Raw genomic sequence first — 15,215 nt, forward strand, 5'->3', positions numbered from 1 at the left:
GCCGTGGGGGTTGTGAGGGCCGGGGCTGTGAGGGACCGTGAGGCTACTCCGCCGACGTCCGGAAGTGCGCGGTGGTCAGCCGCAGCCGGAACACGTGGTACGTCCAGCCCTGGTAGGCCAGGACGACCGGCAGCAGGACGGCCACCACCACGGTCATCACCTTGAGCGCGTAGTGACCGGACGCGGTGTTCTGCACGGTCAGGTCGAACGCGGAGTCGGTGCTCGACACCATGACCCTGGGGTAGAGCTCGACGAAGAGCGAGATCACCGTGGTGGCCATCCCGACCGTGGTGGCGGCGAAGGCCCAGCCCTCGTGTCCGGCGCCGACCAGCCAGGCGGCGGCGAACACGGCCAGGACCGCGGCGAGTTCGGCGAGGTTGATCAGGACGCCGCGGCCGGCGGTGGAGTGCGTCCAGGTGACGAACGCCAGCACCACCAGGCCGACGACGGGGGCGGACCGCCGGGCCAGCAGGTTGGCCCGGCGGCGGAGGTCGTCGGTGCTCTTGAGCGCGATGAACGTCGCCCCGTGCAGGACGCACAGCGCGACCAGGGTGATGCCGGTGAAGACGCCGTAGCCGGTGAACAGGTCGGCGAACGACCCGGTGTACTCCTGGTCGGCCCCGATCGGCAGGCCGTGCAGCAGGCCGCCCAGCGCGATCCCGATCACCAGCGGCACGATCAGGCTGCCGGCGGTCAGCAGGACGTCCCAGGTGGAGTGCCAGCGCGCGCTGTCGACCTTGCCCCGGAACTCGAACGAGACCCCGCGGACGATCAGCCCGGCCAGCAGCAGGACCATGGCCAGGTAGAAGCCCGAGAACATGGTCGCGTACCAGCTCGGGAAGGCCGCGAACATCGCCGCCCCGGCGGTGATCAGCCACACCTCGTTGCCGTCCCACAGCGGCCCGATCGTGTTGATCGCGGCCCGGCGCCCGGCCTCGTCCCGCGCCAGCAGCGCGTGCAGCATGCCGACGCCGAGGTCGAAGCCCTCCAGGACGAAGAAGCCCGTCCACAGCGCGGCGACCAGGATGAACCAGAAGACGGCGAGTGCGTCCATCACGACCTCGGGGTGAGTCGGGACCTCAGTAGGTCACGGCGGGGACGGGCTGGTCCTCGTTCGGAGCCGCAGCGGCCTCCTTGCGGGCGTACCGCGCCAGCAGCACGCCGGCGACGGCGGCCAGCGCGGCGTAGAGCAGGAAGAACACCAGGATGCTGATCACGACGTCGGTCGTGTCGACGGACGGGGAGACGGCGTTCCTGGTGAGCTGCATGCCCTGCACGATCCACGGCTGGCGGCCGCTCTCGGTCAGCAGCCAGCCCGCGGTGTTCATGAGGAACGGCAGCACGACCGCCCACTGGGCGACCCGCAGGAAGAGGCGGGACGAGCCCAGTCGTCCGCGTCTGAGCAGCCACAGCCCCCAGACGCCGACCAGGAGGGCCAGCGTGGCGAGGTAGGCCATGACGCGCATCGACCAGTACTGGATGAAGACGTTGGGCACGTAGTCGCCCGGACCGAACTCCTGCTCGTACTGGCTCTGGACGGTGTTGAGCCCGAGCACCTGGCCGTTCCAGCTGTTGGTGGCCAGCAGCGAGAGCAGGTGCGGGATGGCGATGAACTTCGTCGGGTCCTGGTCGTTCTTGCCGCCGCCGATCTGGAAGACCGAGAACGCGCACGGCTGGCAGGTGTCCCACTGCGCCTCGGCCGCCGCGATCTTCATCGGCTGGTACTTGCCCTCGGTGACTCCCAGCTCGCTGCCGACGAGCATGGCGAACAGCAGGGCGGGCGTCAGCGCGACCAGGGCGAGCCGGGCGGACGGCCGGAACAGCCCGGGGTCGGCCCCCTTGCGCAGCTGCCAGGCCGAGACGGCGAGCATGACCATGGCCCCGGTCACCAGTGAGGCCAGCAGGGCGTGCAGGTAGCCCCGCAGGAACACCGGGTTGGTGAACAGGGCCCAGACGTCGCTCAGCTGCGGCCGGCCGGTGGACGGGTCGATCGTGTAGCCGACCGGGTGCTGCATCCAGGAGTTGGCCGCCATGATGAACGCCGCCGACAGCGCGCTGCCGCCCGCCACCGCCCAGACCGTCGCCAGGTGCACCCGCTTCGGCAGCTTGTCCCACCCGAAGATCCACAGCCCGAGGAACGTCGACTCCAGGAAGAAGGCCGCGAGCCCCTCCATCGCCAGCGGTGCGCCGAAGACGTCCCCGACCGTGCGCGAGTAGCCCGACCAGTCCATGCCGAACTGGAACTCCTGGACCAGGCCGGTCACCACGCCGACCGCGACGTTGATCACCAGGAGCGTCCCGAAGAAGCGGGTCAGCCGCAGGTAGTCGGGCCGTCCGGTGCGGTACCAGACGGTCTGCAGCAGGGCGATCAGGAACGCGAGGCCGATCGTCACCGGGACGAAGAGGAAGTGGTAGATCGACGTCATCGCGAACTGCAGCCGGGCGAGGTCGAGCTGACTCATCGTCCCAGGCAAGCAGCCCGGGGCGGGAGACGTGCGGTGACACGGCGAGCTCCGGCGGCCCGCCCACCGGATGGCGCAGCCCGCCCCACGCAGCCGGGCGCCCACGCAGCCCGCCCCACGCGGTCGACGTCACCGTCGGCGGTGCCGGGCGCGGCCGCGGGCCCGGTCGCGGGCCGGATCCGGAGCCCGCGCCGGGCGATCAGGTGAACGCGGACGCCCGCGGGGCCCGTCGCGCCCTGCCCCGCGCGAGCGCCCGTTACCTTCCGGTCTTGCAGTGAATGTCCGATGTCCCCACCGGCGCGAAGGGCGGGCCCGCGTGGCCGACGACCAGCACTACGACGTCATCGTGATCGGCACCGGCGCGGGCGGCGGCACGCTCGCCCACCGGCTCGCCCCCACCGGCAAGCGCGTCCTGATCCTGGAACGCGGGGACTACCTGCCGCGGGAGCGGGACAACTGGGACTCCACCGCCGTCTTCGTCCAGGGCCGCTACCGCGCCCCCGAGTTCTGGTACGACAAGCACGGCGACCGGTTCCCGCCCGAGGTGAACTACTACGTCGGCGGCAACACCAAGTTCTACGGCGCCGCGCTGTTCCGGCTGCGGCCCGAGGACTTCGGCGAGCTCCGCCACCACGGCGGGATCTCACCCGCCTGGCCGATCCGCTACGAGGACCTGGAGCCGTACTACACGCAGGCCGAGCACCTCTACCTGGTCCACGGACGACACGGCGAGGACCCGACCGAGGGCCCGTTCAGCGCCCAGTACGCCCACCCGCCGGTGGAGCACGAGCCCCGCATCCAGCAGCTCAGCGACGACCTGGAGAAGAAGGGGCTGCACCCGTTCCACCTGCCGATCGGGGTGAACCTCACCCAGGACGGCGACGGCAACGCCACCCGCACCAGCGCCTGCATCCGCTGCGACCGGGTGGACGGCTTCCCGTGCCTGCTCGGCGCCAAGTCCGACGCCCAGGTCATCTGCGTCGACCCCGCCCTGGAGCACGGCAACGTGTCGATGGTGACCGGCGCGAACGTACGGCGGCTGGATACCGACCCGACCGGACGCACCGTCACCGGGGTCGTTGCCGAGCTGACGGACGGGACGGTGACGACCTTCCGCGCGGACATCGTGGTGGTCGCCTGCGGAGCCGTCAACTCAGCAGCCCTGCTGCTGCGTTCGGCCAACGACAGGCATCCGGGCGGCCTGGCCAACAGCTCGGACGTGGTGGGCCGCCACTACATGCGGCACAACAACCTGGCGCTGATGGCGGTCTCCAGGGAGCCCAACCCCACCCGCTTCCAGAAGACCCTCGCCCTGCACGACTGGTACCTGGGCGCCGACGACTGGGACTACCCGCTCGGCGGCGTCCAGATGCTCGGCAAGTCCGACACCGACCAGATCCACGGCGAGGCGCCGCGCTGGGCGGGCACGGTCACGCCCGACCTGCCGTTCGAGGTGCTGGCGCACCACTCGGTGGACTTCTGGCTGTGCGGGGAGGACCTCCCGCTGCCCGGGAGCCGGGTCACCCTCGACCGCGACGGCGACATCCACCTGGCCCTCGACGAGAAGAACAACACCGCCGGGCTGGAACGGCTCCGGCACAAGCTCCAGGGCATGCTCGGCCACCTCGGCATGCACGAGCACCACCTGCTGCCGCACAGCATCTACCTGCACAAGGGCATGCCCATCGGCGCCACCGCCCACCAGGCCGGCACCGTGCGCTTCGGCGACGACCCCCGCAGCTCCGCCCTCGACGTGGACTGCAAGGCCCACGACCTCGACAACCTCTACGTCGTGGACACCAGCTTCTTCCCCAGCATCGGCGCGGTGAACCCGTCACTGACCGCCATCGCCAACGCCCTCCGGGTCGGTGACCTCATCGCCGCCCGACTGAAGTAGAGCAGGAGAGACCGAGATGGCGACCGATCGGATGGACGCGCTGGTGATCTTCGGTGCGACCGGAGACCTGGCCAAGCTGGAGACCTTCCCGGCCCTGGTCGGCCTGGTCGAGCGCGGGGTGCTCGACGTCCCCGTCGTCGGGGTGGCCAAGAGCGGATGGGGCCTGGAGCAGTTCCGCGACTACGCGGCGGCCTCGCTGCGCCTCAACGGCATGGACCCGGACACCGCAGCCGCGCAGAAGATGCTGGGACTGCTGCGGTACGTCGACGGCGACCTCGACGACGACGCCACCTACGCGGCGATGTCCGAGGCCATGGGCCCCGGCGGCAGCGCCCTGTACTACCTGGAGGTGCCGCCCCCGCTGTTCGGGCGCATCGCCCGGGGCATCGCGACGGCCGGCCGCGCCAAGGGCGCCCGGGTGATGGTCGAGAAGCCGTTCGGGACGGACCTGGAGAGCGCCGGGCGGCTCAACGCCACCATGCACGAGTACTTCCCGGAGGACGCGATCTACCGGGTCGACCACTGGCTCGGGCTCGACCCGGTGGAGAACGTGCTGTTCGCCCGCTTCGCCAACTCGGTGGTCGAGCCGCTGCTCAACCGCACCCACGTGGAGAGCGTCCAGATCACCATGGCCGAGGCCTTCGACGTCTCCGACCGCGGCCGGTTCTACGACCGCACCGGCGCGATCCGCGACGTGGTGCAGAACCACATGCTCCAGGTCCTGGCGAGCGTCCTGGCCGACCCGCCGTCCGGGTCGGGGCTGTCCTCGTGGCGGGACGCGAAGGCCCAGCTGGTGTCCTCACTGCGCCCGCTCAGCCCCGCGACCACCGTGCGCGGCCAGTACGAGGGCTACCAGCAGGTGCCCGGGGTCGAACCGGGGTCGACCGTGGAGACCTTCGCCGCCGTCCGGCTCGCGTCCGACTCCTGGCGCTGGGCGGACGTGCCGATCGTGATCCGGGCCGGCAAGTGCCTGCCGGTCACCGCCACCGAGGTCCGCCTCAAGTTCCGTGCCGCGCCGCACGACGTCTTCGGCCTGCGGCCGGGGCCGGCCGCCAACGCCCTGAGGTTCCGGGTCTGGCCGGAGACCCAGGTGGCGCTCACCCTCGCCGGGAAGCGCCCCGGTGCGGGCTGGGCGGCCCAGCACGAGGAACTCTCCTTCGCGCAGCAGCCGGGATCCGACATGCGCCCCTACGACCGGCTCATCGGCGCGGCCCTCGACGGGGACCGCTGGCTGTTCGCCAGGCAGGACACCGTGGAGGCCGCCTGGCGGATCGTCGACCCGGTGCTGGGGGACGCCACCCCGGTGCACCCGTACGCCCGGGGCAGCTGGGGCCCCGGGGAGGCGGACGCGCTGCTGCCCGCGGGCGACGCCTGGTACGACCCGATCGCCTGACGCCCGGCCCGGCCCAGCCCGGGTCAGCCCGGCCCGGCCCCGGCAGGCCGGGCCGGGCCGAGCAGGACCAGGACGTCCCCGGCCTCCTCGGCCGGCGCGCGGCCGCCGACGACCGGGGCGAGCGAGCCGTCGGAGCGGATCCGGAACAGCAGGTCGTACCCGGCGGGGACGGTCCCGCCACCGGAGCTCGCCACCACCGGCGCCCCGTCGGCGTACCGGCGGTCCAGCGCCGGCCGGACCAGGGCTTCGCCGAAGAGGATCTCGCCTCCGGTGTACGGGGCCACCACCCCGTGGCTGCCGTGCGGCGGCCCCAGGCGGTAGACCGGGCCCTCGACGCTGCCCTGCAGGATCGTCGAGGCGAGCGCGTTGAAGTCGTCCTCGTCGGTGAGCAGCAGGACGGCCGTGATGCCCTCCAGTTCCGCGCCCTGCCCGGTGGCCGCCGCCAGCAGCTCACCCGGCGCCAGCTGGAGGCCGGACTCCCTGATCCGTTCGCGCTCCGGTTCGAGGCCGGCCCACATCAGCACGTCCAGGCCCGCCGACCGGAGCACCCGGCCGAGTTCCACCACCCAGTGCGCGCCGCCGACCAGCAACGGCCGGGAGCGGGCGGAACGCCTGACGTCCAGCAACCGGGCGGCCGGCACCGCGGTGAACCCGTAGACCGCCACCGTGGTGACGATGACCAGGAAGGTCGCCGGAAGGATCTTCGCGGCTCCGCCGACGCCGTCCGCGACCAGCGTCGTGGAGAACGTCGAGGCCGTGGCGGCCGCGACGATGCCGCGCGGGGCCATCCAGCCGATGAACGCGCGTTGCCCCTGCGGGAGGTCCGTTCCGAGCGTGGACAGCGCCGCCACCAGCGGTCTGACGACGACGACCAGCACGGCGACCAGGCCGAGCGTCGGGAGCACGACGTCGACGAGCGTGTCGGGGGTGATCGTCGCCGAGATGGAGATGAACAGCAGTCCGATGATCAGCTGGACGAGCGTCTCGAAGAACGGGTTGCGGGAAGGGACGTCGAAGGACGGGACGTTGACGACGGCCATGCCCATCACCACGGCCGCGATGAGTCCGGTGTCGTCACGGAGGGTGTCGCAGACCGCCGCGGTGCCGATCACCGTGGCCAGCTGCACCGACGTACCGAGCGGCTCGGGAATCCGGAACCTGCCCAGCAGCAGCCACAGCACCACCGATCCGACCAGGCCGCCGGCGAACCCGACCGCCAGGCTCAGCAGCAGCTGGCCGGCCCGCTCGCCGAAGTGGTCATGGGTGCTCGCGACGATCGAGTGGAAGACCAGGGCGCCCAGGATCGCGCCGATCGGGTCGATCAGCGAACCCTCCCAGGTGAGGATCCGCTGGAGCCGTTCCACCGGCCGCACGAAGTTGAGCAGCGGCCCGACCACCGTCGGACCGCTCACCACGAGGATCGCGCCGAGCATCAGCGCGGCACGGGAGGACATCCCCAGGAACTGCGCCGCGAGCAGGGCGGCCGGGATCCCGGTGAGCACCACGCCGAGCAGGAGCAGCCTGACCACGACGCGCCGGTCGTGCCCCCGGAGGTGCCTCAGGTCCAGACCGAGCCCCGCGTCGTAGAGGATCAACGCCACGGAGAGCGACACCAGGGGGGAGAACGTGGCGCCCAGCAGCCGCTCGGGGTCGATGTCGTCGGTGAGCGCGCCCGCGGTGAACCCGACCGGCAGCAGGACGATCAGTGCGGGGACGCGCAGCCATCTCGCCAGCAGCTGGGAGCCGACCGCGAGCACGACGGTCAGCCCCAGACCCAGGAAGATCGCGTCGGTGGTCATGGATCCGCACTGTGCTGGCGCCGACCACACGAGTCAAGCACGACACGGCCGTACGGCGCCGACCGGCCCCGGGGGGGAGTCGGCGCCGTCCGGTGCGGTCCGCCGCCGGGGGAGCGCGCGTCAGTGCAGGTCGGCCTGTGCCCGGGTGTCGTCGAGGAAGCCGCCCGACTGGTGCTGCCAGAGCTTGGCGTACGCGCCCTCCGAGGCGAGCAGCTCCTCGTGGGTGCCCTGCTCGACGATGCGCCCGCGGTCGAGGACGACGAGCCGGTCCATCCTGGCGACCGTGCTCAGCCGGTGCGCCACCACGAGCGCGGTGCGCCCCTTCATCAGCTCCCAGAGCGCCTCCTGGACGAGGAGTTCGCTCTCCGAGTCCAGCGCGCTGGTCGCCTCGTCGAGCAGCAGGACGGGCGCGTCGCGCAGGATGGCACGGGCGAGGGCGACCCGCTGCCGCTGCCCGCCGGAGAGCTTGATGCCGCGCTCGCCGACCATGGTGTCGAAGCCGTGCGGCAGGGCGTCGGTGAACTCCGTGACGTGTGCGGCCTCGGCGGCCCGGCGGACCTCGGCGTCGGTGGCGTCCGGCCGGGCGAACGCGATGTTCTCCCGCAGGGTCCGGTGGAACATGGCCGGGTCCTGCGGGACGTAGGCGATCAGGCTGCGCAGGTCGGCCTGACGCAGTCGGCTGATGTCCTGACCCCCGATCATGATCCGGCCGCCGTCGATGTCCGTCATCCGCAGCAGCAGCCTGGTGAGGGTCGTCTTCCCGCCGCCGGAACGGCCGACGAGCCCGAACTTCGCCCCGCCCGGCACCGTGAGGTCGAGGCCCCGGAAGATCGGATCCGCGCCCGCGTGGGCGAAGTCCACCTGCTCGAAGCGGATGCCCGAGCCCCGGTGCAGCAGCGGTTCCGGCGAGGCCGGGTCGAGCACGGTGGGCGGAGTCAGCAGCAGCTCGGTGAACTGCGCGGCCTCCGTGAGCGATCGCTCCAGCCGCCGGTAGATCTGGTTGAACTCGAACATGATCCGCGTCGCGTTGCTGTAGTAGGTGAAGGCGACGACCACCGCCTCGACGCCGTGCCCGCCCCCGCCGAGCGCCACCGCGAGCAGGAGGCCGAGGGCGTTGGTGAGCACCGACAACGGCGCGACCAGGGTGTCGATGCGCAGGTTGCCGTAGTCCCACGAGCGCAGGGAGAGCCGGCGCGACTCCGCGACGCGGGCCCGGTGCTCGGCGGCCTCGCCCTCCTCGGCCGCGAACGCCCGGACGGTGTCCATGTTCATCAGGCTGTCGGCGACGTGGCCGGAGACCCGGGCGATCGACTCCTCGCGCTGGTCGACCAGCGCCTGGCGGCGGCGGACGAGCGGCGCCACGCACAGCGCCGTCAGCGTGATCATCGCCAGCAGCCCGACCACGAGGAGCGGTTCGTAGCGCCACAGCACCACCGAGCCGAAGAGCAGCGGCACGAGGCTGCCCACGACCGAGAACGTCAGCGTGTCGACGAACTCCTCGAACCGGGAGGCGAAGCTCAGCACCCGTTTGGTCAGCGACCCGGCGAAGTTGTCGTGGAAGAACGCCGCGTCCTTGGCGAGCAGTTCGTCCATGCCGATCACGTACAGGTGCTCGATCCCGAGGGCGTCGAGGCGGTTCAGGTGGTGCAGGCCGACGCGCCACAGCGCCTCCCCGGCCAGCAGGGCGGCGGCGAAGCCCAGGACGTACGGCAGCATCGAGCCGAGGTCCGTCCCGCTCCGGCCGGAGATCCGCCCGACGAGCTTCGCCACGGCCAGGGGCGCGAGGTAGTTGATGCCGATGTTGCCCAGGGCCGGCAGCAGCATGCCGGGCAGCGTCACGCCCGGGCGCCGGAACAGCTCCCGGCCGTAGTAGCGGAGTGCGAGGAGGACCGAGCGCTTGCCCGGCGTTCCCCGGAGTGATTCGGACGATCCCATCCGGACCCCATGGTGTCGTGCGGAAGGCCATCAACTGCCCGTTCCGGAAGTGGCCGTGACTGTTCGTCAGGAACACTCGGAGAGGGCAGGGTTCGCAGTCTCCCGCGAGAGTGCCGGAGGAGTCCACGCGTTTTCCGTCCGCCCGGTGCCGCCCGCGGGGGCGGTCCGCCGCCGGCGCGGCGCCGGCGGAGGGCCGACGTGGCGTCCGCGCCCGGGCCGCCTTCCTTGGGGGAGCATGGCCTCCATGGACACCGAGACGGTCGTACGCACCCGCCGCGCCCTGCACGCGGTGGCCGAGCTGGTCCTGGCCGGGCCGCAGTACCGGGCCGGCGGCACGATCCGGCTGCGCGCCTGCGCGGGCGGCTTCGCCACCACGGTCGAGCCGAGGCTGCGGGTGGTCGGCGCGGAGCTGGTCGCGGCGGGGCGGGTCATTTCACTCGAACGGACTACCTGCACCGTCATCGGCGCGGCCCTCGGGATCACGGTCGGGGCGCCCGCGGGGCTGTACGGGGAGGGGTCGGGCAGCGCCGGCGACCACACGATCGAGGTGGACCCGACCGCCGCCCGGTGGCTCGCGCACTGCTTCGCGCTCGGCGACGCCGCGCTCGACGGGCTGTTCGCGGGAGCGGACCCGGTCATCTGGCCCGAGCACTTCGACATCGGGGTGACCGTCGACGGCGTGAACTACGGCGTCTCGCCCGGCGACGCGTCCCGGCCGGAGCCGTACGCGTACGTCGGCCCGCACACCCCGCGGCAGGGCGGGTTCTGGAACGCGCCGTTCGGTGCGGCCCGGACGATCCGTGAACTCGGCGGCGTGGCGGGCGTCACGGCGTTCCTGGACGAGGGCCGCAGGCTGGCGACCGGCGCCTGACGGGCGGCCGTCCCGGCCGGTTCAGCGGCCGCCGGCGACGGCCCGGACCCGGCGGAGCACCGCCGCGGACGGCGCCCCCGCGGTCAGGCGCGCTCCAGGTAGCGGCGCCCCGGTATTTGCTCGAAGATCAGGTTGGTGCGGGTCTGGGCCACCGCCGGGTGGGTGGTGAGGTGGTCGACGACGAAGTCGCGCAGGGCCTCGGGGCCGGCCACGCCGACGTGCAGGAGGTAGTCGTCGGAGCCGGCCATGTGGAAGACGGCCAGGACGCCGGGCAGGTCGGGGGCGGTGCCGCGGAAGCTCTCGTTCTGCTCGCGGGTGTGGGCGCGCAGCCGGACCGAGATCATCGCCTGGAGCGGCAGGCCGATGGCCGCCGGGTCGATCTCGGCGCGGTAGCCGCGGATGACGTCGCGCTCCTGGAGGGCGCGGACGCGGGCCAGGCAGGTGGAGGGGGCGATGCCCACCTGCTCGGCGAGGGCGTTGTTGGGGAGGCGGGCGTTGTCGGCCAGGGCACGGATGATCGCCCGGTCGGTGTCGTCGATGGGGGTCCGCCCGCGCTGCGGATTGTTCGGCATACCCGCCAGGATTCCAGCCGGTTCCGTCGATGAGCAAACCTGTTCGGGCTTCGACCGAATCTTCTTCGGGAGAGCTTCCGGGATTCGCCGGAAAGTTCCATCCTGGGCGCGAGCGGCGACCGCTCCTCGACCTCCCACCACGCCCGGAGTGCCCCGCCCATGAGCCCGACCGCCACCTTCGCCGCACCCGACACCGACACCGCCGCCGGGACCGCCGCGGCGACCGCCGTCGACCCGGGCCCGGAGCTGGACTGCGGTGACTTCGTGCTCCCCGCGACCGGGCTGGACGACGGGCGGCGGCTGCGCGCCCTGGACACGGTGGACGAGTACCTGACGCGCAAGCGCAAGCACCTGGTCGGCTACCAGGCCACCCAGGACATGCAGGGCACCGCGCTGGACCTGGCCCGGTTCATGCCGAACAACATCAACAACCTCGGCGACCCGTTCCAGAGCGGCGGCTACAAGCCGAACACCAAGGTCATCGAGTGCGCCGTCCTGGACTACTACGCGAAGCTGTGGCACGCGGAGCGCCCGCACGACCCGGCCGACCCCGAGTCGTACTGGGGCTACATGCTGTCCATGGGCTCGACCGAGGGCAACATGTACGCGCTCTGGAACGCCCGCGACTACCTCAGCGGCAAGGCGCTCATCCACCCGCCGACCGCCCCCCGGGACGAACTGCGCTACGTCCAGGCCGCGCCGGACCGGCACAACCCGAACGCGCACCGTCCGGTCGCGTTCTACTCCGAGGACACCCACTACTCCTTCGCCAAGGCCGTCCGCGTGCTGGCCGTCGAGACCTTCCAGGCCGTCGGCCAGGAGCTGTACCCGGACGAGTGCCCGCTGGTCGACCCGGCCACCGGGCGCCGCGAGTGGCCGGCCGAGGTGCCGTCCCGCCCCGGCCCGTCCGGGTTCGCGTGGGACGGCACCGGCGAGATCGACGTCGACGCGCTCACCCTGCTGGTCGAGTTCTTCGCCGCCAAGGGGCACCCGGTCTTCGTCAACCTCAACCTCGGCAGCACCTTCAAGGGCGCGCACGACGACGTCCGGGCGGTCTGCGAGCGCCTGCTGCCGATCTTCGAGAAGTACGGCCTGGTGCGGCGCGAGGTGGTGTACGGAACGGACGAGCTGACCGGCGAGCCGCTGGTCGACGTGCGCCGCGGCTTCTGGATCCACGTGGACGGCGCGCTCGGCGCGGGCTACGCACCGTTCCTGCGGATGGCCTCCCAGGACCCGGCGTACGGCTGGACGCCGGAGACCGAGCTGCCCGAGTTCGACTTCGGGCTCGCCCTGCCCACCGCCGGACACGGCGAGGTCGACATGGTCTCCTCGATCGCGATGAGCGGCCACAAGTGGGCCGGCGCGCCGTGGCCGTGCGGCATCTACATGACCAAGGTGAAGTACCAGATCTCGCCGCCGTCCCAGCCGGACTACACGGGCGCGCCCGACACCACCTTCGCCGGCTCCCGCAACGGCTTCTCGCCGCTGATCCTCTGGGACCACCTGTCCCGCCACTCCTACCAGGACCAGGTCGACCGGATCCGGACCGCGCAGGAGCTCGCCGACTACCTGGAGCGGCGCCTGCAGGCCATGGAGCAGGAGCTCGGCGTCGAGCTCTGGCCGGCCCGCACGCCGGGCGCCGTCACCGTGCGCTTCCGCAAGCCGAGCGCCGAACTGGTCGCGAAGTGGTCGCTGTCCTCGCAGGACGTGCTGCTCGTCCCCGGCGACGAGTCCACCCGGCGCAGCTACGTGCACGTGTTCGTGATGCCCTCGGTCGACCGCGCCAAGCTGGACGCCCTGCTCGCCGAGCTCGCCGAGGACCCGGTCCTCCTGGGCTGACCCGCCCGGACGCGTCCGGACCCGCCCGGACCCGCCCGCTCCGGTCGGGCCCCGGCGGGCACGACGGGACGTACGGTGCGGGCCGGGCCACTATGGGAGGGGGCCTACGGGCCCACTGGTCGGCTCGAATGGGGTGCTCGTGATGGGCGTGCCGCGGGATCGGTCGCCGGGGCCCGGACACCTGGCCACCGGGGCACCGGCCGGACGCGGTCTGGACGCGGCCGCGGAGGTCCTGCGGTCGGCGCAGGCCCGGCTCGACGCGCACAGCGGCGGGCTCTACCTGCTGTCGGAGGACGGGCAGCTGCTCGAACTCGCCGTGACGCTGGGGGCCGCCCGGCAGTTCACCAGGCCGTGGCGCCGCGTCGGCCTCACCGCGCCCGTACCGGTGGCCGACGCGGCGCGCAGCGGCCGGATCGTCTGGGTGGGCGGCACGGAGCACATGGCGCGCAGGTACCCGAGGGTCGCGGTCGCCATGCCGTACGCGTTCTGCCTCGCGGCCGCTCCGGTCGTCTCGCGCGGCACGTTGTACGGGGTCGTCTTCGTGCTCTGGCCGGCCACGCACCCGCCGGAGATGTCGGCCGGCGAACGGGAGCGGTTCGCCGCGTTCGCCGGGCGCCTGGCCGACGTGCTGGCCGACGAGGCCGCCGCCGGCCGCCCGGCCCGGGCCGGGCCGCGCCCCGAGCCGGCCGAACGAGGCGCCCCCGCCCCGCTGACCGTGATGGCGGCGCGACTCCCGGAGGGCGTGTGCGGCATCGACCTGGACGGCAGGCTGGCCGCGGTCACCCCGACCGCCGCCGAGCTGCTGGGCGAACCGGTCGAGCGGCTGGTGGGCGCTCGGCCGTGGACGGTCCTGCCGTGGCTGCGGGACCCGGTGTACGAGTACCACTACCGGGCGGCGGTGATCAGCGGGCAGGCCACCTCCTTCGTCGCGCTGCGCCCACCGGACCGCTGGCTCTCGTTCGAGCTCTACCCGGACCCCTCCGGACTGACCGCGCGGATCGTCCCCGCCGACGCCGCCGGCCGCTCCCGGCCCGCCGGCGCCCCGCCCGAGCGGGCGACGCACACCCGGCCCGGAGCGCTGTACCACCTCCTCCACCTGGCCGGCGCGCTCACCGAGGCCGTCAGCGTGCAGGACGTGGTGACCATGGTCTCCGAGCAGATCGTGCCGGCCTTCGGCGGCCAGGCCGTGGCGGTGCTGCTGGCGGAGGGGGGCCGCCTGCGCATCGTGGGCCATCGCGGCTACCCGCCCGGGCTGGTCGACCGGTTCGACGGCACCCCGCTGACCGAGTCCACCCCCGGTGTCCAGGCGTCCACCAACCCGGTGCCGGCCTACTTCGAGACCCGCGAGGACCTGGAACGGCTCTACCCGGGCCGCGAGGAGACGCAGGACGGGATGGCCGCCTGGGCCTACCTGCCGCTGGTGACCTCGGGCCGGCTGATCGGCACCTGCGTGCTGGCCTTCGCCGAGCCGCACCACTTCGACCTGGAGGAACGCGCCGTCCTCACCTCGCTCGGCGGGCTGATCGCCCAGGCCCTGGACCGCGCCCGGCTGTACGACACCAAGCTCGGCCTCGCCCAGGGCCTCCAGGAGAGCCTGCTGCCCCGCGCGCTGCCGGACGTCCCGGGCCTGGAGGTCAGCGCCCGCTACCTGCCCGCCACCGAGGGCATGGACATCGGCGGCGACTTCTACGACCTCATCCGGGTCGGCCCCGACAGCGTCGCCGTCGTGATCGGCGACGTCCAGGGCCACAACGTCAACGCCGCCGCGCTGATGGGCCAGGTCCGCACAGCCGTCCGCGCCTTCGCCACCGCCGACGCCGATCCGAGCACGGTGCTCTCCCGCACCAACCGGCTGGTGGCCGACCTGGACACCTCGCTGCTGGCCAGCTGCGCCTACCTCTGCGTCGACCTCGCCCGCCGCGAGGCCTGGCTGGCCGACGCCGGCCACCCCGTGCCCCTGCTCTACGGCCCGGACGGGCGGGCGCGCGCACTGGAGCCGCTCGTCGGCATGGTGCTGAACGTCGACCCCGCCGCCGACTACCCGCAGATCCGGATCGGCCTGCCGATCGGCACCACCCTGGCCCTGTACACCGACGGCCTCATCGACACGCCCGGGGCGGACCTCGACCGGGCGCTGGCCGACCTGACCGCCACGCTGGCCCGGCACGGCGGCGAACCGCTCGACCGGCTCGCCGACGCCCTCGTCGACCGGGCCGGCCACGGCGAGTACCGCACGGACGACGTGGCGTTGCTGCTGATCCGGGCCGTGCCCCGCTAGTCGTGTCCGGTTCCGGCCGGGGCGGGACCATGGGTGTATGGCGAAAGACACGGATCCCGACCCCCGGGCTCCGGGCGCCGCGACTGGTCGTCGCGGGCGGCAGCATCCACGCCCGGTCCCGGGGGACCCTTCGGTACGGCGTCTGCGGTCGGTGCTGAGCATCCGCAGT

The 15,215-nt window shown here is 72.8% G+C and carries 10 protein-coding genes; 5 read left to right on the forward strand and 5 right to left on the reverse strand.

The features are described from left to right. Window positions 1-43 precede the first annotated feature (43 nt). Entirely contained in the window at window positions 44-1,054 is a 1,011-nt protein-coding gene (gene cydB / locus ACZ7KX_RS17855; RefSeq protein ID WP_470327270.1) for a cytochrome d ubiquinol oxidase subunit II, read from the reverse strand. 25 nt (window positions 1,055-1,079) lie between these two features. Continuing rightward, window positions 1,080-2,462: a cytochrome ubiquinol oxidase subunit I gene (locus ACZ7KX_RS17860; protein WP_470327234.1), complete on the reverse strand. Its 1,383-nt coding sequence runs from the start codon at window positions 2,460-2,462 to the stop codon at window positions 1,080-1,082. Window positions 2,463-2,778: 316 nt separating this feature from the next. On the opposite strand from ACZ7KX_RS17860, the gene ACZ7KX_RS17865 reads away from it, so the two are divergent. Next, window positions 2,779-4,359, forward strand: coding sequence for a GMC oxidoreductase (locus ACZ7KX_RS17865; RefSeq protein WP_470327235.1), 1,581 nt, complete (start codon window positions 2,779-2,781; stop codon window positions 4,357-4,359). 16 nt (window positions 4,360-4,375) lie between these two features. Beyond that, window positions 4,376-5,752: a glucose-6-phosphate dehydrogenase gene (gene zwf / locus ACZ7KX_RS17870; RefSeq protein ID WP_470327236.1), complete on the forward strand. Its 1,377-nt coding sequence runs from the start codon at window positions 4,376-4,378 to the stop codon at window positions 5,750-5,752. Between the two features lie 23 nt (window positions 5,753-5,775). Here zwf and ACZ7KX_RS17875 read toward each other — a convergent pair whose 3' ends face one another. After that, window positions 5,776-7,551, reverse strand: coding sequence for a cation:proton antiporter (locus tag ACZ7KX_RS17875; protein ID WP_470327237.1), 1,776 nt, complete (start codon window positions 7,549-7,551; stop codon window positions 5,776-5,778). A 120-nt stretch (window positions 7,552-7,671) separates the two neighbouring features. Then, on the reverse strand, window positions 7,672-9,486 hold the full coding sequence (locus ACZ7KX_RS17880; RefSeq protein ID WP_470327238.1) for an ABC transporter ATP-binding protein: 1,815 nt from the start codon (window positions 9,484-9,486) through the stop codon (window positions 7,672-7,674). A 244-nt stretch (window positions 9,487-9,730) separates the two neighbouring features. On the opposite strand from ACZ7KX_RS17880, the gene ACZ7KX_RS17885 reads away from it, so the two are divergent. Continuing rightward, window positions 9,731-10,357: a hypothetical protein gene (locus ACZ7KX_RS17885; protein WP_470327239.1), complete on the forward strand. Its 627-nt coding sequence runs from the start codon at window positions 9,731-9,733 to the stop codon at window positions 10,355-10,357. A gap of 83 nt (window positions 10,358-10,440) precedes the next feature. Here ACZ7KX_RS17885 and ACZ7KX_RS17890 read toward each other — a convergent pair whose 3' ends face one another. Then, window positions 10,441-10,929 (reverse strand): Lrp/AsnC family transcriptional regulator, encoded by a 489-nt coding sequence (locus ACZ7KX_RS17890; RefSeq protein WP_350524432.1) that lies wholly within the window; start codon window positions 10,927-10,929, stop codon window positions 10,441-10,443. Window positions 10,930-11,088: 159 nt separating this feature from the next. Between ACZ7KX_RS17890 and ACZ7KX_RS17895 the strand changes: the two genes are divergently transcribed. Together ACZ7KX_RS17895 and ACZ7KX_RS17900 are read left to right on the forward strand one after the other, a co-directional pair. Beyond that, on the forward strand, window positions 11,089-12,768 hold the full coding sequence (locus tag ACZ7KX_RS17895) for a PLP-dependent aminotransferase family protein (protein WP_470327240.1): 1,680 nt from the start codon (window positions 11,089-11,091) through the stop codon (window positions 12,766-12,768). A gap of 142 nt (window positions 12,769-12,910) precedes the next feature. Continuing rightward, window positions 12,911-15,046 (forward strand): SpoIIE family protein phosphatase, encoded by a 2,136-nt coding sequence (locus ACZ7KX_RS17900; RefSeq protein WP_470327241.1) that lies wholly within the window; start codon window positions 12,911-12,913, stop codon window positions 15,044-15,046. The last annotated feature ends 169 nt before the right edge of the window (window positions 15,047-15,215 follow it).

The sequence above is a fragment of the Kitasatospora sp. NPDC038210 genome, from assembly GCF_055600605.1.